The organism is Blastomonas natatoria (genome assembly GCF_003201955.1).
GTDB classification, from domain to species: Bacteria; Pseudomonadota; Alphaproteobacteria; order Sphingomonadales; family Sphingomonadaceae; genus Blastomonas; species Blastomonas natatoria.
On the sequence record NZ_QJJM01000015.1, the window covers coordinates 60,060 to 85,685 of the forward strand.

Here is a 25,626-nt window from a genome sequence, read left to right on the forward strand (position 1 = left end):
TGTTGCCCTTGCTCCACTCACCGCTCGATCACCATGGCTTCTACGGCAAGTCGAGCTTGCCACCCCGTCGTGTGGAGCAGCGGCAGTTCGGCTTCGGTCTTCGGGTAACCGAGGCACAATATCCCGATAAAATGCCAATCAGCTGGAACGTCGAGCAGGACGGACACTGTCGCGGGATCGAGGATCGAGACCCAGCCTAGCCCAATCCCTTCGGCCCGCGCTGCCAGCCACAGCGTGTGGACGGCGCAGATGGTCGAATAGACCAACGCCTCGGGCATCGTCTGCCGGCCTAGACCCGCGCCTTCGGCGGGATCACGCACGCAGTAGATCGCGATGACCACCGGGCATTCGGCGAGGCCATGGAGTTTGAGCCGCTGATATTCAGCTCTTTCCGCAGCATCATATTTCTCGCCCGCGGCAATTTGCTCGGCTTCGACATGGGCGACGAGGGCGCGGCGGCGCTCGGCGGATCGGACCATCACGAAGCGCGAGGGCTGGCTGTTGCCGACCGAGGGCGCGCGGGCAGCCTGCGCGATCAGCTTGCCGAGCACCGTTTCGGGCAAAGGATCGCTGCGAAACGCGCGGACATCACGCCGCCAGGTCAGCAAATTGGCGAGCTGCGCGCGAAAGGCATCGTCGAAATCGGGCGCCGCAGTCATGTCAGCCCCGCGACCCGGGCCAGCGCGGCGATATCGAGATGCCGCTCCAGGGCTTCGGCCAATTCGTCGAGCGCTTCATCCACCCGCACCGCATGATCAACCGCGTCTGACCCTGCGCCAAGCCGCTCGAGCCAGACGGCGCGCTGCGCGGGATGATCGAACAGGCCGTGGACATAGCAGCCGGCAATCCGGCCGCAGGCGCTGACCGCGCCGTCGGTCCGTCCATCGTGCAGTCGCAGCAATGGCGGCGCCGTTCGGCCGGTTATGCCGCAATGGATTTCGTAGCCGCGGAAGGCCGCGCCTTCGGCAAGGCTGACGCCGGTGGCTTCGGCGAGGCGCTTGTGCGGGGCGAGGCAGGTGGTGACCGGCAAATAGCCAAGGCCCTCAACCTCGCCCGGCGGCCCTTCGATCCCGTCAGGATCGGCGATCTGCGTGCCCAGCATCTGATAGCCCCCGCAAATTCCCAGCACCTGCCCGCCGCGCCTGATATGACCGGCCAGGTCAATATCCCAGCCCTGCGCCCGCAAGAATGCAAGGTCGGCGATGGTGGCCTTGGTACCGGGCAAAATCACAAGGCGGGCTTCGGCAGGCAGGGGCTCGCCGGGAGGCACCATCACCAACCGCACTTCGGGTTCGGCCGCCAGCGCGTCGAAATCGTCGAAATTCGCGATGCGGGAGAGCATCGGCACCGCGATCACGATCGATCCGCCGCTCACCGCCTGCCGGTCCAACACTACGGCGTCTTCCGCCGGAAGCCGCTGCGCCGCATCGATCCAAGGTACCACCCCGAGCCCGCGCCAACCCGACAGCTGTTCCGTCATAAGGTAGCCGTCCTCGAATAGCGCCGGATCGCCGCGAAAGCGGTTGATGATGAACCCGTGGATCATCGCGGCATCATCGGAATCGAGCACCGCGCGCGTTCCCGCAATCGCGGCGATCACGCCGCCGCGATCAATGTCTCCCACCAGAACGACAGGCACATCGGCGGCGCGGGCAAAGCCCATGTTGGCAATGTCGCCGCGCCGCAGATTGATCTCGGCCGGGCTGCCCGCGCCTTCGATCAGCACCAGATCGGCCTGCGCAGCCAAACGCTGATAGCTGTCGAGTACGGCTTCCAGCCAGCGCGCTTTTTCTGCCTGATAGCCGCCAGCGCTACGGGTGCCCTGCATTTGGCCCTGAATGACAATCTGCGATGTCCGATCCGATTGCGGCTTGATGAGCACCGGGTTCATGTCGCTGTGCAGTGGCACGCGCGCGGCCAAGGCCTGCACGGCCTGCGCACGGCCAATCTCCCCGCCATCGCTGGTGACGGCTGCATTGTTCGACATGTTCTGCGGCTTGAACGGCATAACCGTGAGACCGCGATTGGCAAACAGACGGCAGAGCCCCGCGACCAGCACCGATTTACCGACATCAGAGCCGGTGCCTTGCAACATCAGCGCAGCCATAAAATTACTCCCGCTACGATGGCTGCCAAAGCCCACAACAGTCGGCAAGCACGCCGCCAGATCACGAGCGCGCGGGTAAGATCACGGGCATCGGGGCGCGGGCCATCTCCCATAGTTGCTCGCAGCACCGGTTCACCGTCATAGCTTACCGGCCCGCCCAATTGCCGCCCGAGCGCGCCGGCCATGGCCGCCTCGGGCCATCCCGCATTGGGCGAGGCATGGCCGCGCGCATCGCGCTGCATCACGTGCCAGCCCGTGCGCCAGCCCCGGCCCGCGGCCAGCACCAGCAGCGCGCCGGAAAGGCGCGCGGGAAGATAGTTGAGCGCATCGTCAGCCCGCGCGCTCGCCCATCCAAAATGGCGATGGCGCGCGTCGCGATGCCCGACCATCGAGTCTGCCGTGTTGATCGCCTTTGCCGCCGCCAGCCCGGGCAGGCCTGCCAGCGCAAGCCAGCAGGCCGGCGTCACGATCCCGTCGCCAAAGCTCTCGGCGAGGCTTTCGATCGCCGCGGTGGCGATCCCGGCCTCGTCCAGCCCGGCGACATCGCGCCCGACGATCATGCCGACGGCAATGCGCGCGGTCTCCAGATCACCGGCTGCGAGCGGCACGGCCACGGCCTCGACATGATCGGCGAGGCTGCGCTGGGCAAGGCCGGTGGTCGCCGCCAACACCAGCATCGGCCAAAGCCACATGGACTGGAGAAGCGCATGCTGAACCAATGCCGCCGTGCCAACGCTTACCGCAACCAACAGCGGAAGCATGGCAGCGCCCATGATCCGCTGGCGGCGCGGTGAACCGCGGTTCCAGCGGCGGTCCAGCGCGCCAATCAGCGCCCCCATCCACATCACCGGATGGCCGACCCGCGCCAGCATCCAGCGCGGGTAGCCCCAGGCCCATTCGGCCAGCAAAGCGGCAGGCAAAATCAGCGTACCGCTCATCAACATGGCCCGCTCAGCACCAGACCGGGCGAGCCATCGGCGAGGGTCACGGCGTGGCTCGCCACACCATAAACGGCGGCGATGCGCTCTGGCGTCAGCACGGTAGCGGGCTCGCCGTCGGCGACAATCCGCCCGCTGTCCATCATGACCACGCGGTCGGCTACTCGGATGGCATGAGCCAGATCATGCAGCACGAGCACCACGCCAGCGCCACTTGTCGTCACCCGGCGCATCAGCGCGAGGCTATCGAACTGGTGGCGCGGATCGAGGTTGGCGAGCGGCTCGTCCGCCAGCAAGAATTCGGGCTGCCCCGCCAGCACCCGCGCTAGCAGCGCCCGCGCTCGCTCACCGCCCGACAAGGTGCCCACTACACGCGAAGCGAATTGCGCCGTGTCGGTCGCTTCTAGTGCATCGGCCATCGCCGTAAGGTCGGCTGCGCTTTGCCCCCAGCGGCCCTGATGGGGCAGGCGGCCGAGACTGACGAGGGTGGCGACATCAATGTCCCAGTTTACCTCAGCAACCTGCGGCAGGAAGCCAATCCGCTGCCCGCGTTCGCGCGCCGAAACGCGGGTCAGCGAAACCTCGCCCAGCGTTATCGCGCCGCTATCCGGCGCGCGCAGTCCGGCGAGGCACGCGAGAAGCGTTGATTTGCCTGCTCCGTTGGGGCCGATGATTGCCGTGATCTCTCCACGTCGTAGCGCAAGACTTGCATTGCTCAGCACGGCTTTGCGCGCATTGGCTGCGCCGAGGGTGACAGACACATCACGCGCTTCGAGCACCGCTGTCATCCGATCTGCCGCCGCATCTTGAGGAGCAGCGCGAGGAAAAACGGCGCCCCCAGCAGCGACATGGCGATGCCAAGCCGCAATTCGCTCACCGTCGGGGCGGCGCGCACCGCGCTGTCTGCTACCAGCAGCAGCAAGGCTCCTGCCAAGGCCGAGGGCAGCAGCACCGCGCTTGGCCGCCGATTGGTGAGCGGGCGGATAAGGTGCGGCACGATCAGCCCGACAAAGCCGATGATCCCCGAAGCCGCAACGCTCGCGCCCACGACAAGCCCGATGCCGATGACGATCTGCGCTTGCAGCACAGCGGGCCGCATCCCCAGCGTGCGCGCTGCAGCCTCGCCAAGGGTGAGGGCATCAAGCGCGCGGCCTGCACTGGCAATCACCGCCATCCCCACCACGATCAACGGCGCAGCCAGCATTACATCGTCCCAGCTGCGATCGGTCAGAGCTCCCATCAACCAGTTTATGATTTGCCCGGTCGCAAAGGGTGTGGGGGCAAGGCTGATGACCAGCGCGGTCAGAGCCCCCGCCAGCGAGGAGATAACAACTCCGGCCAGCGTGAAAACGATCACGCTGCCGCTTTGCCCGGCGATGGCGGACAGCAGCAACACCGCCAGTGCCGCTCCCGCCAGTGCAAAGCCCGACAGGACCATCGGCGTCGCCGCAAGGCCGAAGAAGATCGAGATGACCGCGCCCAATGCCGCCGTCGCCGACACGCCAAAAAGCCCCGGGTCGGCGAGGGGATTGCGCAGATAGCCTTGCATGGCCGCACCCGCCATTCCGAGTCCGCAACCGATCAGCAGTGCGAGCACAACACGCGGCAGGCGCAATTCGACGATGATTGGCCAGCGATCGTCGCCTGCGAAGAGCTCGGCAGGAGCAATCCAAACCTTGCCCGCCAAGATTGACAGGCCGGAGACAAGCACAAGCGCGACCAACAGCGCGGGAATGAGCAAGGGCAACCGCTGCGCTTTCACAGGTTGGCCCTCACCTCTGAAAGGCGATTCAGCGCCCGAATCATCACCGGACCTGCACAGCTCAGCAGCCGCTCGTCGAACTGCGCGCGAACCATCCTGTCATCGAAACGGCGCAGCACCCTGTGACCGGTCATGCGGTCGCCCGCAATCCCATCGGTCAGCAGCAGGCGCGGAGGGCGGGCGGCAAGATGTTCCAGCGGGAGGACATCCCACCGCTTGAGGCCATATTGCGCGCTCATGTTGCGAAATCCGGCAATGCTGAGCAGTTCGTTAGCAAGCGTACTCTCGCCCGGCACCAGCCCGCTGCCTTGCCAGATCAGCGCAGGCACGGGAGCGCCGCGCCCTCGCGCGCTGGCCTGCGCGCGGGCCACAGCCTGCTCGATCCGCCGCACCAGAGCTTCGCCGCGCGCAGGCTGGCCCGCAGCGGCGGCAACGCCCCGAACCTGTGCGATGGACTCGGCGACGCTTTCAGGCACCGTGAAAGTCTGTACGGGCACCTTCAGGCGCTTGAGCGCCGCAAGTGTCGAGGGCGAGACATGCGCGCCCGCCAGCACGATATCGGGCCGTAAGGCGATGACTTCTTCGGCAGTTCCCGACGTCGCGGCAAAGCGGCGAGCCGTTGCCAACGGGATCGATGTTGCTCGCGCGTCTTGGGAATAATGACTGATCGCCAGAATCTGTTCCGGTCCCGCTACCTCGACCAGCACCGCATCAATGCAGGGGTTGATCGAGACAATCCGCCGAGGCGCAGCCGCCAGCGGATGGGCGACAAGCTGGCTGAGGGCCAGCGCCAAGGCAGCCCAAAGGCCGCAAAGGGCGCGCAGCCAGGTCAATATTCGACGCCTTTTTGCGCCTTGAAGCCGGCCTTGAAGGGATGCTTCACTTCGGCAAATTCGGTCACCAAATCGGCCAGCTCGAGCAATTCCGGTTTAGCGCTGCGCCCGGTGATGCAGATATGCGTGGTGAGCGGGCGGTCCTTGAGGAAGGCGATCACCTCGTCGGCGGGCAAGGTATCGTCGCGCATCACGATGTTGAGTTCATCAAGCACCACGAAATCATAGGCCGGATCGAGGATCAATTGCTTGGAGCGTTCCCATGCCGCGCGTGCGGCCGCGATGTCGAGTGCGCGGTCCTGCGTGTCCCAGGTAAAGCCTTCGCCCATCACCTCGTAGGTAACCAGATCGGGATTGGCCTCGAAGAAATTGCGCTCGCCGGTTTCCCACTTGCCTTTGACATATTGCACGATCCCCACCTTCATCCCCCAGCCAAGGCTGCGGACCACCATGCCGAAGGCAGAGCTCGACTTGCCCTTGCCGTTGCCGGTGTGGACGATCAGCAGCCCGCGTTCGAGCGTGCGGCGCGCCTGCATCCGCTCGCGCGCGGCCTGCACCCGCTTCATGCGTTCATTGTGGCGGGTATAGTCTGGGGTGTCGTCGGTCATGAGTTGCTCCAGTCGGCAAGCGCTCGTGCGAGGTGCCGGGTTGTGATCGCATCTTCAGGCAGTCCGATGCGAAGCCGCGCCGGATCATCAGCGAACGGGCGGGTCAGGATTGCGTGCTGAGCCAAATGGTCAAACAGGGCCCAACCGTTGGCGGCCACGCAAGTGCGGAAAAAAGGCGTGCTTGCGGTGATCGCCAGCCCGGCAGCGGAGAGCACACGATCAAGGCGCTCGCCGCCTTCAGCGAGCCGCCGCCGCTGCAAAGATTGCCACGAAGTGTTGCGGTAGAACGCAATCCCAGTTGCTACGGCCGGTCCCGAGATCGGCCAATCGCCCAAAAGGCGGCGCAAGTGTGCTGCGATAGCGGGCGGGGCAATAACAAAGCCCAACCGCAGACCGGCCAACCCGGCAAACTTTCCGAATGAACGCAAAATTATAAGGTTCGGCCATCCGCGCGCAGCAAGGCTGAGATCTGGATCAGCATCGGCAAAAGCCTCATCCACAATCAGCCAGCCTCGGCATGCAGCGAGCCTTTTGGCGATGCTCTGCAGTATGTGCTCGGCAATTATCTCTCCTCCAGGATTGCCGGGGCGGGCCAGCACCATCGCATCGCAACTTGCGGCTGCTGCTATCAGCTCGTCGGGATTGCTCGCCAGCGTCTGACAGGGGTTCGGCCACATCGCTGTGTGGCCGCTATAGCCGGGGACCACTGCTGCGGGGCGCTGCGCGTTCAGCATTTGACCGATCAGACGGAGACCGAGGTCGCTGCCGGGCACCGCCATCGTCGCTGCCGGATCACTGCCGAAGCACTCGGCTGCACGGGTCTCCAGCAGCGCCAAATCATCGGGTGAGGGGAGGCGGGTCAAGGCCTCCCGAGGAATATCGACCGGAAAGGCCCAAGGGCTGATGCCGGTCGACAGATCCAGCCAATCCGGGCCGCCGAACAGTGCGCGCGCCAAATCGATCCGTCCGCCATGGACAGCGAAGGGAGCAATCTTGGCGTGCAGCTGGTCGGTCATCGGCGGCTAGATCTTCAACCGCACGCCGACGAAGCCCGCGCGCGGCATCTGGCCGAAGCGCAGCACTGTTTCATATTGCTCGTCGAACAGATTTTCGATCCGCGCCGTAAGTTCGAGATTTTGTCCTATGGGCATCATTGCGCGCAAATCAGCAAGGACATAGCCGGGCAGGCGAGTGGAATTGGAAGCGTTGTCGAACGCCTCGCTTACGTTGGTGACGGTAAACCCCGTCTCGAGGCCGAACGGCCAGCGGTAATCGACCAGCAGGCTCGAAGAATTCTCTGGGCGGCGCGGCAGGCGGCGGTCGAAATTAGGCGAGCCAGCGGTGCGGTTGCGCGTATCGACATAACCATGGCTGAACTGCACCTGCAAGGCATCCACTGGTTTCAGTGTCACGGCAAATTCGGCGCCGCGCGCGGTGGCAAGGCCGATGTTATCGTAAGTGCCCGATGGGCGGTTGCTGCAGATGCCCGTGCGCGGCAGCGGGCATGAGATGAACAGGATGAGGTCCTTGCTGTCCCGCTCGAAATAGGTGGCAGACAGCGTCAATCGCCCATCCACCAATTCCTGCGTGATCCCGGCATCCCAGCCTTGCGAGCGTTCCGGGTCGAGACCCGTATTGCCGAAATCGCTCAGCAGCTGGAACAGCGATGGCACCTTGAATCCCTCGGCGTAGCTGGCGCGAAAGGTCGTGCCAGTCGCCGCCAGATTGTAAACTGCACTCGCTCCGAATGTGGTCGCCCCGCCGAACCGATCGTGGTCATCGTGGCGGATCCCGCCTGTGACGGTGAACCCCTCTGCGATCGTGCCAACGACCTGGGTATATCCGCTGTAAATCCGGGCGCGCCCAAGGCTGGCCGGCGCACCGAAACTGCTGGACGAGAAGGTTGAGATTTCCTGTTCAAGACCAAAGGTGGCCTGCCAGCCCTTGGTGATGTCGACGATCCCCTGATATTCAAGCCGCTCGTTGCGTCCTTCGCCGCGAAAGGTTTCTGCCGGGGTGCCATCCAGCGCGGTGTTGCGACGATCAGTGTCGGTCAGTGCAAAGCCGATACGGTTGCGAAACCGTCCGCCGAGCAGCAAAGCATTAAGCCCGGTGTAACCGACAAGTTCGCGGGTTTCGCTTTCCTCGTTCACGTCGGAAAAGGCAAAGCGTGGCGGCGGAAAGCCATCGATGTTAAACGTCCCGCGCGAATACCATCCGCGTGCATCCACCGAGATCGTATCGCTCAGTGCCAGATTGAAATTGGCATTGGCACCAATGTTCTCATAGCCATCGCGCTCGCGCCCGCCGCGGCTTTCGGCAAAGTTGGAGATGCCGTCTGACCGGAACCACCCTCCGCCCACGCTGGCCGAGAGCGGCCCGGCCTTGCCCGACGCATTCGCCACCAAATTCACCGTGTCGCGAAAACCATATTCGCCGCGAGCAATGACCTGCAATTCCTCGCTGGGTTGGCGGGTCACCATGTTGACTACGCCAGCGATTGCCTGGCTGCCCCACAGCACCGATTGCGAACCGCGAAGCACTTCGATGCGTTCAATGTTGCCGGTCAGGAGGTTGCCGAAATTGAACCCGCCACCGGGCGAGGACGGATCGTTCAGCTTGACCCCGTCGATCAATGCGACGGTCTGATCGCTCTCCGCGCCGCGTATGAACACCGAGGTGTTGCCGCCAATACTGCCGTTGCGCGCGATTGTGACGCCGGGCAGGGTACGCAGGATATCGGCCACGTTCTGAGTCTGCCGCCGCTCGATTTCGGCAAGGTCTATCACGCTGACGGATTGGCCAACCTTGTCGAGTGATGTCTCGGTTCGGTTGGCAGCCGTGACAATGATTTCCGGGGCAGGCTCGCCTGCGTCCTCGGAAAGGACGTCCTCCGCCGCCGCTGGCAAGGGAACTGCTGTCAAGCCCAATGCAGATCCAGCGAAAAGCAACGTTTTGGAAAAACGGAAAGAGTTCAAACGTGTCAATACTACCTCCTGTCGTCACACACAGAAGGCGGGCGCCGGCCAACACGGCGCGCCATGACGCGGGCCCGCAATCGGACCGACCCCACCTTCGCTCATGTCGTCACGCGGAGGCATTGCTCCGATCATGTGGATGGACCCGTCCACACAAAGGATCGACTGCAGCAGGCAGGTCTCCTGGCTCCCAGATCATCGTCTCCTGCTCCGCCTTCCCAGCCCGAATGATTGGACCAGTGGCATAGTGGGGCAGGAACTCCCCGGTCACAGTTGCGGGCACAGCCCCGGCCTGAATGTCGCTGCCGAAAGCGGCGTGCGACAATGTCCCGGGTTACCGCCGCGCACTCCAGCCCGATGGGCTGACGACCTTCGAAAATGCGCTGCGAGCATTGAACGAGGCCGTGGATGATGTCCGTCTGGCAGGCCGGCAGGCCGCAACCTGTCCGGCAGTGCTGCTGCTGACGCGCCACCTTCAACGCATTGCTGACGGAAGGCCGACCGAATGTGAGGCAGACGACCAGGCTCTGCGGTCCCAATGCATTGAACGCCTTGCCGAGCTCAAACACAGGCCTGCGATCATTGCGCTGGTCAAACGCGGGATCGACTATCGTCCCGAAGAACTGCGCCACTACCGGCGCGAGGGCACGCGGGCGCTGCGCCAGATCGCAGCAGGGATCGGGCTCGAGCACGCCGATTATCGCATCAGCTATTACACCTCACAGGAACAGCTCGCGGGCGAGCATGTGCTGGAAGCCGACGGGATCTACGTCCGGATCAGCCCGGAAAGGTTCGGCGAGCCGGGTCTCGCCTGGCGCAACCCGTTCTGGAAACCGCCTGGCGCGGTGATGCGCAAAGCGCCGATCACCGCCCTTGCAGACATTCCCGCACTCACGGCGCGGATCGCGCGCGAATTGAAGATCGCACCTCCGGTGCAGCCGGGGCTCATCTGAAGGAGAACACGCATGGGCTGGCTTTACATGCACCGTGCCGGAATGGGGGGCTTCGACACTCCCAAGGCCTATCTTGACAATCAGCTCACATGGGAGCGCGAGAATGAAGAAACCGGCACCTTCGAAGGATGCCGGGTCATCAGAAGCGTGTCCACAACCGGTGCCTACTACGCGGCTGTCCAGCGCTATGGACCGAACAACCAGACCCACGCCATCTCCGCGGTGATCTGTCTGGTCCGCTGGAACCCCAAGGCAGCCGACGGCCTCCTGTTCGGCTACAAGGACATGGATGAAAATTCAGGACCGGTGGAGGCCGGGTGCCCCAGAAGTGTCCTGGAGGAGTTGGGGCCAACCAGTCATCCTTATGCCCTCGACTGGCGCAACCGGTGCTACCGCCAGCTCCGGCTCAAGGAACGCAAGATCGCCGATGGCGACATGATCCGGCTGCCTGAACCGATGAAGTTCACCGACGGCACCGAACACGCTGAATTCAGGCTGACAAAGCGCGGCGCGAAAATTGAACTCAGCACGCCCGATGGCCGAGGCCGGTTTCGCATCAGCAGATTGATGGAGCGCCGATTTGAAGTCGTGCCCCCAAAGCGCGCGGTGCGCACATTCTTCCCGGCGACGCCGTAACGCTCGGGAGGTGATCATGCTGCCTCAGAGCCTGGACCCCAGAAGGGCGATCCTGTGCGGGCGCGCCAATGCCGAGCGTGTCGCCATTCGGATGACCGCAAATTCCGGGCAGAGCCATGCCGTGGTGAGGACGGACAGCAAGCTCCAGCCCTTTTGCGTTCTGCCTGCAGAAGAGGGCCTTGCCGGCGCGATCGAATTGCAGGTCGTGGTTTTGTAAGAGCGGGTAACCTCTTCGGCAAAACGGGAACACCTGCTGGGTTTGACACCCAAACCTTGATTACCGCAGATATTGACGCTATATCGCGTCAGAATTCATGGGAAAGTGCAATGGCGATTCAAAACTACGCTGACAACGGCGCGTTTGCTCCGCGCAAGATCGTCGACGCGCTGCGGACGACCAGCGACGAACTCGCACGCTCGCTGGGCCTCGGCAAGGATGCGATCCAGCGCAAGGACCGGATCGCGTCCGACCGGACGCAGCGCCGCCTTCGCCAGATGGTCGAGGTGCTCAACAAGGTCGAGCCGCGCTTTGGTTCGGCGTTGTTGGCCTATGCCTGGTACCGCTCGGAACCACTGCCGGGTTTCTCGGGCCAGACTGCCATGCAGCTCGTGCAGAGCAACCGGGCCGATGACGTGCTGACCTATATCGACGCGGTCGACGCCGGCGTCCACGCCTAGTCCAATGCACTTTACCGGGCTGCTCTACCGCGCCCACAATCCGGTCTGGTCCCGTGAACCCCTCTCAGGGGAGGGGGCCGCCCGATTTGGCGGACGGTTCAATCGCATGGGGCGCACGGCGCTCTATACTTCCCTCGCCCCTGAGACCGCGCTGCGCGAGGCCAATCAGGCTGGCACGCTGCAGCCCACCACGCTGGTGGCCTATCAGGCCGACATCGGGCCGCTGCTCGATGGCCGGGACACGGCTGCATTGCATCCCTTCGGCATCACACCGGCTGAACTCGCCGACCCGTCATGGCGTGATCGGATGCTCTCCGGCAAGCCGGTCCCGACGCAGGACCTGGCGGAGGCCGCGATCGCGCAAGGCTATGCTGGCATCGTTGTCCCGAGCTACGCCCGCGGCGCCCCCGCAGACGCGCTCAATCTTGTCCTATGGGACTGGGACGGGCGCATCACGCTTGTTGATGACGACGACCGACTTGGCCTTCGCAATAACTGATGGCCTCTTATTCCTCGATCATCCCTCCGAGGCCGGGATCGAGATACCACGATGGGCCTTCGGTAAAGTCGGCGTTGCGGGCAGGAACAGGGCCATCAGGCTCTGACGAGACGTAAGGGTTGACCATCGGTGCCGGGTGCTGGCCCGAGCGCAGAATGTGGCCCGACATCTGGCACCGTGGCCCGAGGAGTCCGAAGAGCCATTCGAGATCGTCGAGCATCTGGACAACCCCGCGCCCTGCCAGCGCATAGTAGAGGCAGCGCTGATAGTCATCGCAATGGCAGGACAGGATCTGTGTCAGCCGAGCCTTGGCATTGGGCAGGCCCTGAAACACGCCCTGCAAGGTCTCATAAAGCTCGCGCGCCGAGTAATAGGCATCGAACGGCTCCACGCCGATCGAGGCATTGGCGAGCATGCGCTTGGTTGGACGGCAATTCGGATCAAGCGCCGCGTCGCGCAGCGTGACATCGAGGTCGAACTTGCCGATATCAAAGGCCTTGTTCATTATTCATAGGCTCCTGCAGACTATGAACATATCGTGAACAAATGACAGGGTCAAGGCGTCATCATGCATGTGGCTGGTAGGTAAGGACACCACAGGAAAGACCGGCAGTGTCGCCATCAGCGACGAGCTGACGCAATCGCAATTTCCGGAAGCAGTGGTGCCTCCTTGATGCCGGGACCGGCCATGAAGCGCGCGAACCAGCTTTGCGGATCGGGAAGGAAGGTCAACGCTGGACCGCTGCCGCCACGAACGCGGCTCAACAATCCCACCTCCCAAGCCGATGCGGGTGAAACGAAAACGCCTTCTGCGAGTGCGGCATGTGAAATGGCCGCGAGCGCCTCTTGGGAGAGCGGATCACCATTAGCGAGCCAGATGACCGCACACGTATCCACCAAGACAGCGTTCGGCAATTCTGAGCGTTTTTTTTCGTCATCACCCGTGCAACACGCCTTCGCTTGCACCCAGCGGCTCATCAAGTACCGGTGAGAGGAGGTCAAACCCTTCGGGAATGCTCACGGAGCCAGACATAAATGGGCGCTCATTTCAGACTTGCTGGTGCAGATCTTCTCGAAAGCGTACCGCTTGAGCCTCATGTAGAATCTGAAATCTGAAGTTTCATTTTCGTTAACGAAGCCAAGTCAAAGTACGTTCATTTGTGGGCCCGAACATCGGGCGACAAGACTGGGCCCACCGGTATGGAAGGGTCTTTAGGCGCAAATGGATTGCCGGCTTGCTTGTGAAGTGTCTCTACTTCCGCGCGCATTTCACCGACACGCGCCATCAGGCGGGCAGCAACGTCAGGCTGCTCGCGCAAATAGCTGAATCGTTCCTCCGGGTCTTTATCAAGATCAAACAGAAGGGGCATGCCGAAGCGTTCGAAGGCGACCGGAAAGCTGCGATAGAAGGTGGAAAGCACCAGCCGATAGCGGCGGTCCCGGACAGCTGCGATGTCGTTGCCGTCAAAGAAAAATAGGACCTCATGGGGCGACGGCTCACTCTTGGTCAGCACCCCGCGCAGGCTTCTCCCGTCGATTGTGCGGTCAGTTGGCATTTTCAGCCCTGCAAAAGCGGCGACGGTCGGAAGGATGTCGATGTTCATCGCCATCTCTTGCGACACCTGCCCAGGTGCAATTGCGCCTGGCAACCGTGCAATAAATGGCACGCGAAATCCTCCCTCATGCGTGCCGCCCTTGCGGCCACGAAACATGCCCGCATCACCTTCGAACCAAGGACCATTGTCGGACGTGAGGATAACCAGCGTGTTGTCGGCAATGCCGTTGGCCTGCAATGCCGCCAAGATCCGGCCGATCCCCTCATCAAGATGCTCGACAACATCGCCATAGAGCCCTGCTTCTGAAACGCCCGATGCACTATCAGGAACAGCTAGAGGAAGGTGCGGAAACGTTTCTGCATAATACAGGAAAAACGGTTTTGCCCGATGACGAGAAATGAAATCGGTAGCAGCATTTGCATAACGATCCGTCAGCTCGCGCTGCTCTGCCGGGGATTGCACTACGGTCTTGTGGTGATACAGATCGAATGGCTGCATATCGTTGGAATATGCCACTCCTGTAAATTCGTCGAAGCCATGTGCGGTTGGCCAAAACTCATCGCGGTGCCCAAGATGCCATTTGCCGACCATTCCCGTGGCATATCCTGCCTCGTGCAACATCTCTGCTATCGTGAACTCGGACTGGGGTAGACCATAATCGCTGTGCGGCATGACGACATGCTGCATCCCCGAACGCATGGGATAGCGCCCGGTCATGAGCGCCGCGCGCGATGGTGTGCAAACATTGGCGCCAGCATAAAAGCTGGTCAACCTGATGCCTTGCGCTGCCAACCGATCAATGTTTGGCGTTTTTATCAGCTTGGCGCCGTTCGCACCGATGTCGCCCCATCCCAGGTCATCGGCCATGATGACGATGATATTGGGAGGACGGTCTTGAGAACCTTTGGCCTGTGCGCCAGGCCATGAGATTGTGGCCAGAAGCAGCGTGATCAGGATGCGGTAACACTTCATTTCGCTGTCCAGATCAATATCGCAGGGACAGGCGAACACCCAATGTGCGCCGCGCCTCCAGGCTCAGGAACTGGGCATAGCCGCCGGTATCGAAGGTTGCCCCGACGATCGACTCGACAAAACTCTGGTCGAACAGATTGCGCACAAAGCCGACGATGCTCAGCCGATTGTCGAACAGGTTGATGCCGACCTGACCATCCACCAGCGTGTAGGCCCGCACAATCGTATTGGGATCATTCAGGAGGCTAGACTGCGCATCGCCGCGGGACTGAACCCCCAGCTGGATAAAGCCACCGGCTGTCGAACCGAGGGCGGCATCGTAGCGCGCCAGTCCGTTCATCACCAGCTCCGGCGCGTTGGCGAGTGATTTTCCCTCAAGGTCCTGTACACGCTGTCCCGATACGACGGTACAGCCTTGCTGAACTGTCTGCAGCTGGTAGCACGGAGCGTTGGGGAAGCTTACAAAGGTGGCGTTGGTATAGGCCACAGCAGCACTGAGCGTCAGCCCGTTAACGGGGATAATGGTCAACTCCCCCTCAAACCCGTAGGTCTCAACCTTGCCCGCATTCGCGACTGTAAAGATGGCCGTGCCGGTCGGAGTGGGCACCAGCGTTTGCGCCTGGAAATCCTCGACTTCCGTATAGAACCCCGTGAGATTGGCGGTAACGCGGCCATCATCGCTACGATGACGAAAACCGATTTCATACTGCGTCGGGATTTCCGGGCGCACTGTTGGCAAGGTCTGCCCACTGACCGGCCGGATGGTAAGGCCTTGCACCACACCTGCCGCCTTGTATCCGCGCGTTACGGTGGCAAAAAGGCTGCTGTTCTCATCGATGTCATATTGGGTGCCAAGCCGCCAGACAACGGCAGTATCCCGATCAGATGCCTGTTCCAATGCAGTTGAGATGACCTGCCCGGCAAAGGGACCAGAAAAACCGGGTGCGACCCGCTTGAACTGGCTGCCGAACACTTCGGAGCGCAAAACGCGAAACCCTGCAATCAATGACAACGCATCGCTGACTGCAAATTCTCCCTGGCCGAAGACGGCATAATTTTTTTCAGAAAAGTCTGATTCCAGCTGCGTGCCGACCTGGCGCCCAGGCGGAAGCGCGCCCAGCAGGTTGAGGCCTGCTGTGCCGCCCTGAATGTTGTCCTGGGTAATGTCCTGCTCGAAATAGAATGCACCCAGTGTGTACGTGAATGGCTTGTCACGGGGCGACACCAGGCGGATTTCCTGGCTGAACTGCGTCTGCGCAAGATCACCCAGATTGATTGAAAGCGTTGGCAACGGAACAAGGTCTGCGTCGTTGTTATCGACGCTGTTCCATTCTCTGTAGGACGTCAGCGAAACGAAATCGAAATCGCCCAATCCGGTGGTGAATTGCGCGCTTGCGCCCCACGTATCGACGTCCGAAGTGAACAATCCTTCTGAACCAATGTCGCGATTTCGCGGTCCCGGGACAATGCCGAGCGCTGCGCTAGCAGGGCCAATCACGGGTCTGCCGGATCCCAGCAGGCCAGTGCCGGCACCGCCAGTGGAAGGACGGCGCAGAGTTAATGCGCCTGATTCCTGATCGCGCTTCACATAATCACCGCTCAGCAGCAGGTCAGTTCCGGGAGCAAACTCCACGTTAATCTTGGCGCGAAAACCGAACTCGTCACGGTTGTTGAGCCGATCCTGCAGAGCGGTGGGGTTCAGGTTACGAACATAGCCATCGCGGGTGTTGCGATAGCCCGAAACGCGGGCAGTCACAGGACCCGCAATGGGTCCACTGACGGCTGCAAACAGGTTTACTTCATCAAACGAACCATAAGCAGCATTGGCTTCGGCCTGGAAGGTGTCGGTCGGGCCTTTGGTGATAATCGATACGACGCCAGCCGATGCATTCTTGCTAAACAAGGTGCCTTGCGGACCGCGCAGAACTTCAATCCGTTCAATGTCGGCGAAGTCGAAGATGCCCGCTCCTTCGCGTCCCATGACAACGCCGTCGATTGCGATGGCTGTCGATGCCTCAATGCCGATGTTGAACAGGCCGGTGCCAATGCCGCGGATGGTCGTTGCCGATTGCCGCGCGTTGACCCCCGCGTTGAAGGTGACACCCGGCGCGATATACTGAAGCTGATCGAAGCCGTCGATCTGACGGGCCTGCAACGCGGCACCGCTGATCGCCGTGATGGAAATCGGGACGTCCTGAATATCCTGCTCGACCCTTTGGGCGGTCACCACGATCACGCCGCTCGCGGGCGGGTCGTTTGGTTCTCTCTCCTGCGCAAACAGTGCCGATGGCATAGACATGGCAAGCAGGCTTGCGCCCACCAGGAAACCCCGTTGCATAAACCCCTCCCTTATAAACTTTACACCTGTCTAATTTAGACATTCGGAAAGTTTGTCAAGGGTAATCAGGTTTTCGGATGGCCCTTGGTGCGGGCGGTTTCAGCCCATCCGGGAAGCGTCGGCCACCGCGACGGGTCGTGGCTGCGCTCTCCCAGCACAAGCGCAATCACCGCCTCTGTATGCGCGTCGACTGCGGCCTGGGATGTCATCTGAACGCCGTAAAGCTGGTCGATGGCATTTGTCAGGACAAAGGGCATCTGGCAGATCGAAGAGATCATGTAGAAAAACGAGACCAGCCAGACATCTGGCACCACGCCCTGTTTCATCAGGCGAGAGAACACCGGGATGAGGCCAGCATGGCTGAGTCTGATATGCTCGACCATGTATTCGAGTCGCTCTGTTGCGGCCATCGATTCATGGATCATGATCCTGACATGCTCGGGATGCTCGGCACAGTAGCGAATGTAGAGACGCAGCCAGGATCGCAGACCGTCTCTCGTGCGAAGATCGATTTCCCCCGTTCGATCGTTGCTGAAAGCCGCGCTCAGTCCTGCAAACATGTCGTCAACGACCGCTTTCCAGAGCTCCATCTTGTTGCCGAAATGATAGCGGATCAAGGTGTGCGTGACGCCAACCTGCTCGGCAATGTCGCGGATGTTGGCACCGTCAAATCCGAATTGGGCAAAGGTCATCCGTGCCGCACTGAGAATGTCACGTCTTGAGCGCAAGGCCCGCTCCTGACGCTGCGGTTCCATATGCCCTGTCGATGAATTCATTAATCGAGTCCCATGTTCCAGCTCTTCGTCACGGGGTCTATAGAACAAAAGAGCTTGCATAAAAACTTTCCATTTGGAAAGTATGAGGCTTGTGGATGGGCTGGCTGTGTCCTGCGGGGAGAGATTTATGAATGTAAGCGATCACCACCGAAAAGCGGACCGTTGCGCGCAACTCCTCGCCGAAATGTCATTGGATGAAAAGATCGGGTTGCTGGCCGGCAAGGATTTCTGGTCACTCTCCTCCGTCGAGCGTCTTGGCATTCCCTCGCTGAGAATGTCAGATGGCCCAACCGGGCTGCGGTCTGTCAATTCTGATCCGGCCACCGTTTTTCCTGTCGGGACGGCGCTGGCGGCGACCTTTGATTCCGATCTGGTCACCCAAGTGTCTGCGGCCATCGGACGTGAAGCGATTGCGCATGGTGTAGACGTGTTGCTGGCACCCGGGATCAACATCCAGCGCACACCGCTGGGCGGGCGCAACTTTGAGTACTATTCCGAAGACCCGGTTCTCGCAGGTGCCATTGGGACTGCATATGTGAACGGTGTGCAATCGGAGGGTGTGGGAACCTCGGTCAAGCATTTTGCCGCGAATAATCAAGAACATCGCCGGATGGACGGATCGTCTGATGTCAGCGAACGGGTGCTGCGTGAGATATATCTTGCTGCTTTCGAGCAGGTGGTAAGCGAGGCGGCACCATGGACCATAATGTCGGCCTATAACCGCATCAACGGGGTGTTTTGTTCGCAGAATGGCCTGCTCCTCGATGGCATTCTCAAGGGCGAATGGGGCTATGAAGGTGTTGTCGTGTCCGATTGGGGTGCTGCCAAGGATACGGTCGGTTGCGCGAAGGGCGGGCTCGATCTCGAGATGCCCGGCCCGGCGAGGGTCTTTGGTCCGGCGCTTCAGCAGGCTGTCGAAGCGGGTCAAATCATGGAGACGACCATCGACGATCACGCCCTTCGGGTTTTGCGGCTGATCGAACGTTGCGGCTTGCTCGACGGCAACCCAAAGGCGTCACGTGGGCAGTCGCATGGCGGCGCGCACCGCGAGCTTGCGCGCCGCGCAGCAGCCGATTCAATGGTACTGCTAAAGAATGAGGATGCTGTCCTGCCGATCAGCGTGACTGGCAGACTAGCAGTAATCGGTGCACTGGCAGACCACCCTGCGATTCAAGGCGGTGGCAGTTCTCAGGTCACGCCCGAGCGGATCATCAGCCCGCTTGATGCCCTGCGTGAGCAGATCTCCAGCATCAGTGAAATTGTATTCGAGCGCGGGGTCGACGCTGAACCAGGAACCCCCACGATCAATCCGCGCCTGCTGGAGACTGCGCAAGGCGATCAAGGGCTGACCGCACGCTATTATCCCAATCCCGATTTCGATGGTGCACCGGTGCTTGAGCGTACCGAATGGTGGCTGTCCAAGCTGGGCTTTGGAGATGCAGCGCAGTCAGCAACCGATCTCGCCTTCAGCGTTGAATGGAAAGGCATATTACGCCCGCGTTTTACCGGTCGGCACACCTTCGAGCTGCTGCATTCCAACCCCGATGTGTGGCTGGAAATCGATGGTGCGATGCTGGTCGGCGAGACTACGCCGCGTCAGACCGAGCTGTTGTTCATGATCTTGCCGCTCAACCGCAGGCATGCCGCGATCATGCTTGAGGCAGGACGCGATTACCAGATTTGCATTCGCTATGCCCAGCCGGGCGCGGGCAGCATCCGCGCCTTCAACATCTTCGACGTCAAGCTTCGTGAGCCAGCACCGGATCGCGAACGGGCAATCACGGCGGTAAGGAACTCGGAGGTCGTGCTCGTGTTCGCTGGTCCGGGGACCACTGCCGAAACCGAAGGTGTGGACCGTGCCTCGATGCGCCTACCGGAGGCTCAGAACGCCCTGATCGAGGATATCGCTGCAATCAACCCCAACACGGTGGTCTGTATCAATTGCGGCGGGCCGGTGGAGATGCCATGGGCGAACAAGGTCAAGGGGATCGTCCAGTGCTGGCTGCCTGGGCAAGAAGGCGGCCACGCGATCGCCGACGTGTTGACGGGCGCGGTGAACCCGTCAGGCAAGCTCCCGGTCACTTTCCCTCGCCGCTACGAAGACAACCCCAGCTTCCTGCACTATCCAGGCGGGGCCCGCGTCCATTACGGCGAAGGGCTGTTCGTCGGCTATCGCCACTATGACGCTGCCGGAGTGGAGCCTGAGTTCCCCTTCGGCCACGGGCTGTCCTACACACGCTTTGCACTGTCCGATGTCGACGCACCGCAGCGCGCTGAAGCCTTTTCCGACATCACAGTGGCCTGCACCCTCGCCAACACCGGCGATCTGCCCGGGGCCGAGGTGGTGCAGATCTACCTTGAACACCTCGACCCCGCCGAAACCATGCCGCTGCGCCAGCTCAAGGCCTTCGCCAAGTGCAAACTCGCACCCAGAGAGCACGCGCGCATGAGCCTGACCGTGCCGGGCCGCGCCTTCGCCTGGTTCGACGTCGATGCTGGCGGTTGGACCGTCACCCCGGGCCGCTACCGCCTCCATATAGGTACCTCCTCGCGGAACCTGCCACTGGTGCGCGATATCGAGATCACAGCATGAGCGCGCCGGTTCCGCCCCGGACCTCCGTGCCGCTGGGCACGCGCATCGGCTTTGGCGTAGGCGACTTCGGGTTTCTTGTGGTGTGGCAGGGCACAACCCTGTTTCTGATGTATTTCTACACCGATGTGATGGGCATCGACCCGGTGTTGGCCGGGACGATCTATCTGGCTGCAATGGTCTGGGACGCCGTGACCGACCCGGTGGTCGCCGCAATGGCCGAACGCACGCGAACCCGTTGGGGACGGTACCGGCCATGGATAGCACTCGGCGCGGTGCCGTTCGGCGTGTCGTTCGCGCTTGCATTCTCGACTCCGGGCAGCCTGCCGGTGGAGCCCTGGATATGGGCACTGGGCACGCATCTTCTGCTTCGCACCGCCTATACAATCGTTTCGATGCCCTTCAATGCGATGCAGGCTCGGCTGACCAGCGACGCCAATGAGCGCACTGTGCTTGCCGGGTTCCGAATGGTTGGCGCTGCAACCGGCGGTCTGGCCATTGTGGTGCTGATGCCCCTGGTCGTGCAGATCTTTTCTGAGCAAGGGGAGGCTTATGGCTATTTTGTTGCGGCAAGCCTCGCAGGGGCGCTGGCAGTGGCCGGGTTGCTCTATTGCGCGGCGGCGATGCGTGAACCCGGCGCGGGCGAAGAAGCGGCACCCGAACAATCTTTGCTTGCAGACATCGCCGCGATTCCCGGTCTTTTTCGCTCCAACGGGCCGCTGGTGCGGGTGTTCGGGGTGATCGTGATCGGCTCGATCTGCCTTGGCATGTTTGGCAAGAACGTGCTGTATCATTTCAAATACGATGTAGGCCGCGAGGATCTCACCACGATCGCCCTTGTCCTGCCCGCGATCCTGCTGGTGCTGTCCACTCCGTTTTGGGTGTGGCTGTCCCAGCGAAGGAGCAAGCGCGATGCGCTCAGCATCGGGTTGATCATCTCACTCGTCGGTTATCTGTTTTTCTTCTTCAACCCCTCGGACTTTCTGCTCGGTACCTTTGCCGCGATCGCGCTCATTGGTTTCGGGGGGGCATCGCTTCCGGTGATGTTCTGGGCGATGCTGCCCGACACGATCGAATACGGCGAATACCGTTCGGGCACGCGAGCAGAATCGCGCACATTCGGCTTTGCCACCTTTGCCCAAAAGGCAGCGGTCGGGATCAACGCTCTTTTGCTTGGTGCTCTACTTGGCTGGTCAGGGTTTGAAGCTAACGCTGAGCAGTTGCCATCGACGCTCATTGCGATGAAAGCGATCATGGCGCTGGTTCCCGCCGCAGGCAGCATCGCCATATGGGGCATCCTGCGCGGGTACCACCTTGATCGGGCAGCCCACGACGCGCTGGTCCGGGCGCTTAATGACCGGCGATCAATATAGTACGGTCCTTGAGCCTGCCCCAAAGCGTGCGCCCTCGCTATCGAGAACGGCAGATCATTGCAAAAGCAGTTACCTTCCAGCGCAGCGGGGTGCAGAGCAGCTTTGGCGGTTTGAACAGATGGATTTCTCATCCCCCAATGCTGAGTTTTGAGATGAGCACGTAGGCGGTCTAATGATTGGTATGATGCCGCTTTGCAAAGCGGCTGCGCCATAGGCAGAAGATCTACCGCAACTAACGGCCGATCGTCGATGAGTACGGCATGCTGAGCTACCGAGCCAGCAAACTAGGGCCAGGACCTGTTAAATTGCATTTATGATGCGTTGAGGATTGATTCAACGGCGGCACCAGGAGGTGCTGTGTAAGACCGTATGTCCGCTTAGGTATTTGAGGTGGCTCGAACGCATGGCCTATGAGGCGACGGCGACCTACCACCGTGCGCTGGAGATCGCACTGGCCGACTGGCCCTGTGTCAAACTCAACCCGGAACGGGCCCGGCGCTTTGCGCAGGCCACCGGCGCCCTTGCCAACACGGATCGCATTGATGCCATGCTGCTGGCGCGCATGGCCGCCACCTTGCAACCTGCGATCAGGCCCGCACGCAGCATGCAGCAGGCTCAGATGGCAGAGCTCATCAATGCTCGCGACGGGCTGGTGCGGGATCGCACTGCGCTCAAGAACCGCGAGAAAAACCTCACCATCGCCCTGCTCAAGCGCCAGTGTCGGCAACGGCCTGAACAGATCGACCGACATATCGAGGCGCTCGATGCCGAGATCGCCTCCCTTGTCGCTGCCGACGCCACACTCGCCCGCAGGCACCAGATCCTGACCAGCATCGCGGGAGTGGGAACGCTGACCGCCAATCAACTCATTGCCACCATGCCTGAACTCGGCAGTCTTGAGAATAAACAGGCCGTTGCACTGGCTGGCCTTGCGCCCGTCGTACGCCAGTCTGGACAGTGGAAAGGCAAGAGCTTCATCCGCGGTGGCAGAGCCGTCATGCAACTGGACGGTCGTCGCGGACTGGGAATAGCTCATGCCGGGTCAATATGTCGTTCGAACCGGGTTCGGTCCGCTGCCTCTGCGCGCATGGTATCAAGAAAATGGCGATGGGATTCATCGAACGGCCGGTTGTCAGGCTCGGGCTGTGCACCCGTTCGCACAAAAACCAGCCGCCGATCGCGATCGATGATCAGCCGCTGCCCGTGAACACCGAGTGCGGCTATAACGCCCCCGCCCATATGCCACCACAGATCGTGGTACGACCAGCCCGGTCGTTCCGGAACGCTGCTGGCAAAGCTGTCGCGATCACCCCCTTCGAACAACGCGGCGACAATGCTTTGGGCGATCACCTGCCGGCCATTGCGGGAACCGTTGTCGAGAAGGAGCAAAGCCAGCCGCGCAAGGTCCGTGATGGCCGCATTTAGTCCGGCGCCCGCGATTTCCGCTCCCGCCGTATCGAGCACGAAATGCGCCGGGTGCGCCGCGCCCATCGGTCGCCAGAGCAGTTCGCCGATCAGCTCTGCAAGCCGCTGTCCGGACGCAGCGACCAGCATCGCGCCGATGACATCGGCGACCGGTGTCCGATAACTGAAGCCGGGGACGGTCGGTAGCACTGGCAATGCAGCAAGCTGCACGCGCGCACCGCCTTGGGCGTCGCGCCAATAGCCGCGCGAATAGCGATGGATATCGGCGTCGGGATCGGCATAGGTTTCGGCAAACTGCACACCATCGCGCATCGCGAGCAGATCGGCTAGCGTCGCGTTTCCGAACGCCGTTGCCGACAAGTCTGGAAGCAGCCGCGACGCGCTAACATCCGCCGCGATCGCTCCAGTTTCGATCAGCATCCTTGCGGTCAGCCCCACGATCGATTTGGTGACCGAAAACAGCATATGCGGGCCGGAATCCTCAATGGCGCCTGCTGGCCAATCGGCGACGATATGCCCGTCGCAAATGAGAACTGCCGATGTCGCGTACGTTGCCTCGAGAAACCCCCTCCAGCCTTCAGGTTCGGGCCGATCTTGCCGGACGAGACCGCGCGGCGATACAGATGGGGCAATCGCCAGCGTCGGTAAAAACTGCGCGGTGTTGCGAAATGCCCAACGCGACCAGCGCGGATCCTTCCACCGGTCGCGATCAAAATCGGGCGGAGGAGCCTCGATCATGCAGTTTGCGGGTAGGTGGCGACAAGGCGGCGCTCGGTCAGCCAGCGGTTGAGAAACGTGCGCCATGGCTCGGGGCGAAAGCCGCGCTGCCGGTTTGCAGAACCGATCGCCCAGAGCAATTCGAACTGCTCGAACAATGTGGCATAAGCATCGCGCAATCGCGTCCGGCTGTCCCAGATGTGGGTGGCCTCGGCCCCCGCCCCGTTGATCTCGACAATCGTCAAATCCTCGCCGCGTCGGAACGCCTCGAAATCGGCGAACCGGACATCGAAGCGGCCGAACCAGAATTCGGGAATGTCTCGCGCAATCGCGTCGAATTGCCGCTCGAGCGCATCGGTGATATGGCGCGCGCCATTCCGGAAGATCGCGCCGCGACTGTGGCTGCCTGCAAACGCGAGCCGGACCCGCTCTCCCAATGGCAGAACCGTATCGAGCCGATCCGTATGACGGGGAAAGTAAAGATGCGAGAGTTCTCCAGCGCGGGGATCGCGCAGGATCAGGTCACGCAGCGTGGAAACCCCATCGCCTTCGACGTGCGGGAAATGCTTGAGCGTCAATGAAAAGATGCGCCCGCGTTCGGCTCCTGGACGGCGGATGTAAAACACACCAGCCTCGCCCTCGACGTCAATGAGCTTCTGGAGGACGATGGTCTGCCCGACCGGAAAGTCGGCGAGATACTGCTCCATCTCGACATCGTTCCGGATCGGGCGTACGCCCGCGCCGCGACACCCCAGATCGGGCTTCGCGACCACCGGGAGAGACAGCCCGACACGATCGAGCGCAGCCAGCGCCTCGGCAACACCAGCCGGCCCCGTACCGCGCACGACGGTCGTGAATGGCGCGATCCAGCGGCGTGCGTCATCGCCCGCACCATGCAAGACGTGGCTCTTCGATTCGCCGACCAGGCCGCTTGCCGGCAATCCGGGATTCGCGATCAGCGGCAGCCGAACCCCGCGATACCTAAGCGCGAGCCATACCGCCCAAATCCAGACCGGTATGTAAAACAGCTTTGGCGACCAGAATTCGAAATATGAAAGCGGCGGTGCCGGATCGAGTGGAGGCATTGCGATGGTCATGCGGCGACCATTGCTGCAATCGCTGCTTCGATTTTCGGGCGATGTTCCCAAGGCAGGAAATGATTCTGTTCGGGAAGCACCTCGACCCGAAGCGGAATGGCACGGGTAAACCGCGACCGCATGAAATCGACATTGGCGACAGGAACGAGCGTGTCGGCGGTGCCATGGATAATGGTCACTGGAATATCGACTTCGACAAGATGCGGGGCCATCACCTCGAGATCGCGCTTGAGTGCGATGAGCTCGCGATTGGCATTCCGCAAACTGCGCGGCAGCATGCCTCTGACGCCCCACCACTCGCCGACCGGCTGCATGGGATGGATCCGTTCGAGCGCAGGATCGAGCGAGCCCGCGAGAATGATAATGCCGCCGATCCGGCCGGGCTGATCGATTGCAGCGCGCACGACAATCGGTCCGCCAAGCGAATGCCCGACAAGGATCGGCAGTCCGCCCGGTCGCGCATCGAGCAGCGATGCGAGTGCGAGCACCTGACGCTTGAGCGATGGTTCGGCGCGGTCAGGCGCCGTTGCCCCAAATCCTGGACGATCGATCGCGATATATTCGAGCCCCGCAGGGACGTTGAGAAGAAAATCGGCCCAGCCGATGGCCTCACCTGGCGTACCGTGAACGAAGATGATGCGACGTCCGTCGCGCGCCCCGGCGCGCAAATAGCTCACGCGCGTACCTTTCATCCCGGTTACGCTAATGGATGCGCGTTCGATTCGCGCGACATCGGCCTTGCTCGCCGACGGGCCAGGTGGCATCGAGCATCCGCCGCCGATCAATAACG

The 25,626-nt window shown here is 61.7% G+C and carries 24 protein-coding genes, 1 pseudogene and 1 riboswitch; of the genes and pseudogenes, 8 read left to right on the forward strand and 17 right to left on the reverse strand.

The features are described 5' to 3' along the window. Positions 1-17: 17 nt before the first annotated feature. From bluB to C7451_RS16460, 9 genes are read right to left on the reverse strand one after another with little or no spacing between them, the layout of a single operon-like run. Entirely contained in the window at positions 18-659 is a 642-nt protein-coding gene (gene bluB / locus C7451_RS16420; protein WP_066111071.1) for a 5,6-dimethylbenzimidazole synthase, read from the reverse strand. Beyond that, on the reverse strand, positions 656-2,107 hold the full coding sequence (locus C7451_RS16425; protein WP_066111068.1) for a cobyric acid synthase: 1,452 nt from the start codon (positions 2,105-2,107) through the stop codon (positions 656-658). The genes bluB and C7451_RS16425 overlap by 4 nt, the downstream gene beginning before the upstream one ends. Then, complete coding sequence (gene cbiB, locus C7451_RS16430) at positions 2,095-3,045, reverse strand: adenosylcobinamide-phosphate synthase CbiB (RefSeq protein WP_066531746.1); 951 nt, start codon at positions 3,043-3,045, stop codon at positions 2,095-2,097. Before cbiB ends, C7451_RS16425 begins: the two co-directional genes overlap by 13 nt. Beyond that, positions 3,045-3,833: an ABC transporter ATP-binding protein gene (locus tag C7451_RS16435; RefSeq protein ID WP_066111065.1), complete on the reverse strand. Its 789-nt coding sequence runs from the start codon at positions 3,831-3,833 to the stop codon at positions 3,045-3,047. The genes cbiB and C7451_RS16435 overlap by 1 nt, the downstream gene beginning before the upstream one ends. After that, positions 3,830-4,792: a FecCD family ABC transporter permease gene (locus C7451_RS16440; protein WP_066111090.1), complete on the reverse strand. Its 963-nt coding sequence runs from the start codon at positions 4,790-4,792 to the stop codon at positions 3,830-3,832. Before C7451_RS16440 ends, C7451_RS16435 begins: the two co-directional genes overlap by 4 nt. Positions 4,793-4,803: 11 nt before the next feature. Next, a complete protein-coding gene (locus tag C7451_RS16445; RefSeq protein ID WP_230960832.1) occupies positions 4,804-5,640 on the reverse strand; it encodes an ABC transporter substrate-binding protein in 837 nt (278 codons plus the stop codon). Next, a complete protein-coding gene (gene cobO / locus C7451_RS16450; protein ID WP_066111062.1) occupies positions 5,637-6,248 on the reverse strand; it encodes a cob(I)yrinic acid a,c-diamide adenosyltransferase in 612 nt (203 codons plus the stop codon). Before cobO ends, C7451_RS16445 begins: the two co-directional genes overlap by 4 nt. Further along, positions 6,245-7,264 (reverse strand): aminotransferase class I/II-fold pyridoxal phosphate-dependent enzyme, encoded by a 1,020-nt coding sequence (locus C7451_RS16455; protein WP_066111059.1) that lies wholly within the window; start codon positions 7,262-7,264, stop codon positions 6,245-6,247. Before C7451_RS16455 ends, cobO begins: the two co-directional genes overlap by 4 nt. A gap of 6 nt (positions 7,265-7,270) precedes the next feature. Continuing rightward, a complete protein-coding gene (locus C7451_RS16460; RefSeq protein ID WP_231726858.1) occupies positions 7,271-9,172 on the reverse strand; it encodes a TonB-dependent receptor plug domain-containing protein in 1,902 nt (633 codons plus the stop codon). A gap of 210 nt (positions 9,173-9,382) precedes the next feature. Beyond that, positions 9,383-9,615, reverse strand: a riboswitch (cobalamin riboswitch). Positions 9,616-9,630: 15 nt separating this feature from the next. Between C7451_RS16460 and C7451_RS19810 the strand changes: the two genes are divergently transcribed. The 5 genes from C7451_RS19810 (at position 9,631) to C7451_RS16480 (ending at position 11,992) form a co-directional block, all read left to right on the forward strand. Continuing rightward, positions 9,631-10,179 carry a hypothetical protein gene (locus tag C7451_RS19810; protein WP_146215392.1) on the forward strand — a complete coding sequence of 183 codons (549 nt, stop codon included), beginning with the start codon at positions 9,631-9,633 and terminating at the stop codon, positions 10,177-10,179. Positions 10,180-10,191: 12 nt separating this feature from the next. Continuing rightward, positions 10,192-10,815, forward strand: a complete 624-nt coding sequence (locus tag C7451_RS16465; RefSeq protein WP_110300008.1) for a DUF6927 domain-containing protein — start codon at positions 10,192-10,194, stop codon at positions 10,813-10,815. Positions 10,816-10,831: 16 nt separating this feature from the next. Beyond that, positions 10,832-11,032 (forward strand): hypothetical protein, encoded by a 201-nt coding sequence (locus C7451_RS16470; RefSeq protein ID WP_058456862.1) that lies wholly within the window; start codon positions 10,832-10,834, stop codon positions 11,030-11,032. Positions 11,033-11,142: 110 nt separating this feature from the next. Next, the gene (locus C7451_RS16475; RefSeq protein ID WP_054590611.1) at positions 11,143-11,493 is read left to right on the forward strand and encodes an antitoxin Xre/MbcA/ParS toxin-binding domain-containing protein; all 351 of its coding nucleotides are present in this window, start codon (positions 11,143-11,145) and stop codon (positions 11,491-11,493) included. A gap of 4 nt (positions 11,494-11,497) precedes the next feature. Next, the gene (locus tag C7451_RS16480) at positions 11,498-11,992 is read left to right on the forward strand and encodes an RES family NAD+ phosphorylase (RefSeq protein WP_058456863.1); all 495 of its coding nucleotides are present in this window, start codon (positions 11,498-11,500) and stop codon (positions 11,990-11,992) included. 7 nt (positions 11,993-11,999) lie between these two features. On the opposite strand, the gene C7451_RS16485 is transcribed toward C7451_RS16480, so the two are convergent. From C7451_RS16485 to C7451_RS16505, 5 genes are all read right to left on the reverse strand, one after another. Beyond that, the gene (locus C7451_RS16485) at positions 12,000-12,497 is read right to left on the reverse strand and encodes a hypothetical protein (RefSeq protein ID WP_110300009.1); all 498 of its coding nucleotides are present in this window, start codon (positions 12,495-12,497) and stop codon (positions 12,000-12,002) included. Between the two features lie 116 nt (positions 12,498-12,613). Continuing rightward, a complete protein-coding gene (locus C7451_RS16490) occupies positions 12,614-12,970 on the reverse strand; it encodes a type II toxin-antitoxin system VapC family toxin (RefSeq protein ID WP_208625242.1) in 357 nt (118 codons plus the stop codon). A gap of 176 nt (positions 12,971-13,146) precedes the next feature. Further along, positions 13,147-14,559, reverse strand: a complete 1,413-nt coding sequence (locus tag C7451_RS16495) for a sulfatase family protein (protein WP_110300010.1) — start codon at positions 14,557-14,559, stop codon at positions 13,147-13,149. Then, positions 14,534-16,858: a TonB-dependent receptor gene (locus tag C7451_RS16500; protein ID WP_110300011.1), complete on the reverse strand. Its 2,325-nt coding sequence runs from the start codon at positions 16,856-16,858 to the stop codon at positions 14,534-14,536. Before C7451_RS16500 ends, C7451_RS16495 begins: the two co-directional genes overlap by 26 nt. A gap of 65 nt (positions 16,859-16,923) precedes the next feature. Continuing rightward, positions 16,924-17,694: a TetR/AcrR family transcriptional regulator gene (locus tag C7451_RS16505; protein ID WP_110300012.1), complete on the reverse strand. Its 771-nt coding sequence runs from the start codon at positions 17,692-17,694 to the stop codon at positions 16,924-16,926. A gap of 67 nt (positions 17,695-17,761) precedes the next feature. Here C7451_RS16505 and C7451_RS16510 point away from each other — a divergent pair, with 67 nt between their 5' ends. From C7451_RS16510 to C7451_RS16520, 3 genes and pseudogenes are all read left to right on the forward strand, one after another. Beyond that, the gene (locus tag C7451_RS16510) at positions 17,762-20,227 is read left to right on the forward strand and encodes a glycoside hydrolase family 3 C-terminal domain-containing protein (protein WP_167398581.1); all 2,466 of its coding nucleotides are present in this window, start codon (positions 17,762-17,764) and stop codon (positions 20,225-20,227) included. Beyond that, positions 20,224-21,597: an MFS transporter gene (locus tag C7451_RS16515; RefSeq protein ID WP_110300014.1), complete on the forward strand. Its 1,374-nt coding sequence runs from the start codon at positions 20,224-20,226 to the stop codon at positions 21,595-21,597. Before C7451_RS16510 ends, C7451_RS16515 begins: the two co-directional genes overlap by 4 nt. 403 nt (positions 21,598-22,000) lie before the next feature. Beyond that, positions 22,001-22,531 (forward strand): annotated as a pseudogene (locus C7451_RS16520) (IS110 family transposase); the annotation flags it as partial. Between the two features lie 98 nt (positions 22,532-22,629). On the opposite strand, the gene C7451_RS16525 reads toward C7451_RS16520, so the two are convergent. The 3 genes from C7451_RS16525 to C7451_RS16535 are packed head-to-tail and all read right to left on the reverse strand — an operon-like array spanning position 22,630 to position 25,513. After that, the gene (locus tag C7451_RS16525) at positions 22,630-23,760 is read right to left on the reverse strand and encodes a serine hydrolase domain-containing protein (protein WP_167398582.1); all 1,131 of its coding nucleotides are present in this window, start codon (positions 23,758-23,760) and stop codon (positions 22,630-22,632) included. Next, positions 23,757-24,836, reverse strand: coding sequence for a D-alanine--D-alanine ligase (locus C7451_RS16530; protein ID WP_110300016.1), 1,080 nt, complete (start codon positions 24,834-24,836; stop codon positions 23,757-23,759). Before C7451_RS16530 ends, C7451_RS16525 begins: the two co-directional genes overlap by 4 nt. Continuing rightward, positions 24,833-25,513, reverse strand: coding sequence for an alpha/beta fold hydrolase (locus tag C7451_RS16535; protein ID WP_167398583.1), 681 nt, complete (start codon positions 25,511-25,513; stop codon positions 24,833-24,835). The genes C7451_RS16530 and C7451_RS16535 overlap by 4 nt, the downstream gene beginning before the upstream one ends. Between the last annotated feature and the right edge of the window lie 113 nt (positions 25,514-25,626).

Bases quoted from the DNA above. Each gene is read 5' to 3' on its own strand.
- C7451_RS16530 (WP_110300016.1), bottom strand. From the start codon at position 24,836: ATGACCATCGCAATGCCTCCACTCGATCCGGCACCGCCGCTTTCATAT.
- C7451_RS16485 (WP_110300009.1), bottom strand. From the start codon at position 12,497: ATGAACAAGGCCTTTGATATCGGCAAGTTCGACCTCGATGTCACGCTG.
- C7451_RS16500 (WP_110300011.1), bottom strand. From the start codon at position 16,858: ATGCAACGGGGTTTCCTGGTGGGCGCAAGCCTGCTTGCCATGTCTATG.
- C7451_RS16505 (WP_110300012.1), bottom strand. From the start codon at position 17,694: ATGCAAGCTCTTTTGTTCTATAGACCCCGTGACGAAGAGCTGGAACAT.
- C7451_RS16425 (WP_066111068.1), bottom strand. From the start codon at position 2,107: ATGGCTGCGCTGATGTTGCAAGGCACCGGCTCTGATGTCGGTAAATCG.
- C7451_RS16480 (WP_058456863.1), top strand. From the start codon at position 11,498: ATGCACTTTACCGGGCTGCTCTACCGCGCCCACAATCCGGTCTGGTCC.
- C7451_RS16515 (WP_110300014.1), top strand. From the start codon at position 20,224: ATGAGCGCGCCGGTTCCGCCCCGGACCTCCGTGCCGCTGGGCACGCGC.
- C7451_RS16490 (WP_208625242.1), bottom strand. From the start codon at position 12,970: ATGAGCCGCTGGGTGCAAGCGAAGGCGTGTTGCACGGGTGATGACGAA.
- cbiB (WP_066531746.1), bottom strand. From the start codon at position 3,045: ATGAGCGGTACGCTGATTTTGCCTGCCGCTTTGCTGGCCGAATGGGCC.
- C7451_RS16435 (WP_066111065.1), bottom strand. From the start codon at position 3,833: ATGACAGCGGTGCTCGAAGCGCGTGATGTGTCTGTCACCCTCGGCGCA.
- C7451_RS16510 (WP_167398581.1), top strand. From the start codon at position 17,762: ATGAATGTAAGCGATCACCACCGAAAAGCGGACCGTTGCGCGCAACTC.
- C7451_RS16465 (WP_110300008.1), top strand. From the start codon at position 10,192: ATGGGCTGGCTTTACATGCACCGTGCCGGAATGGGGGGCTTCGACACT.
- C7451_RS16470 (WP_058456862.1), top strand. From the start codon at position 10,832: ATGCTGCCTCAGAGCCTGGACCCCAGAAGGGCGATCCTGTGCGGGCGC.
- C7451_RS16455 (WP_066111059.1), bottom strand. From the start codon at position 7,264: ATGACCGACCAGCTGCACGCCAAGATTGCTCCCTTCGCTGTCCATGGC.
- cobO (WP_066111062.1), bottom strand. From the start codon at position 6,248: ATGACCGACGACACCCCAGACTATACCCGCCACAATGAACGCATGAAG.
- C7451_RS16475 (WP_054590611.1), top strand. From the start codon at position 11,143: ATGGCGATTCAAAACTACGCTGACAACGGCGCGTTTGCTCCGCGCAAG.
- bluB (WP_066111071.1), bottom strand. From the start codon at position 659: ATGACTGCGGCGCCCGATTTCGACGATGCCTTTCGCGCGCAGCTCGCC.
- C7451_RS16525 (WP_167398582.1), bottom strand. From the start codon at position 23,760: ATGATCGAGGCTCCTCCGCCCGATTTTGATCGCGACCGGTGGAAGGAT.